The sequence below is a fragment of the Pseudomonas sp. SIMBA_068 genome, assembly GCF_046534705.1.
Lineage (GTDB): Bacteria > Pseudomonadota > Gammaproteobacteria > Pseudomonadales > Pseudomonadaceae > Aquipseudomonas > Aquipseudomonas putida.
The window spans coordinates 1-243 of record NZ_JAWRYI010001396.1 but is presented as its reverse complement, the minus strand read 5'-3'; the positions used below and the strand labels follow the sequence as shown (position 1 = coordinate 243).

Below are 243 nucleotides of genomic sequence, written 5' to 3'. Positions count from 1 at the left end.
ATGGTTGGTCAGGATTTGTGGGTTTCCTTTATGCAGCTTCTGCCTTATATGCTGCAAACCGGTATCCTGATCCTCTTTGCGGTACTGTTCTGTTGGGTGTCCGCCGGATTCTGGACGGCGTTAATGGGCTTCCTGCAACTGCTTATTGGTCGCGATAAATACAGTATATCTGCGTCAACAGTTGGCGATGAACCATTAAACCCGGAGCATCGCACGGCGTTGATCATGCCTATCTGTAACGAA

The 243-nt window shown here is 49.0% G+C and carries 1 protein-coding gene; it reads left to right on the top strand.

All coding sequences use genetic code 11. The features are described from left to right. Positions 1-243: hypothetical protein (locus tag SB756_RS34200; protein ID WP_410913771.1), on the top strand; the 243-nt coding region annotated here is incomplete at both ends.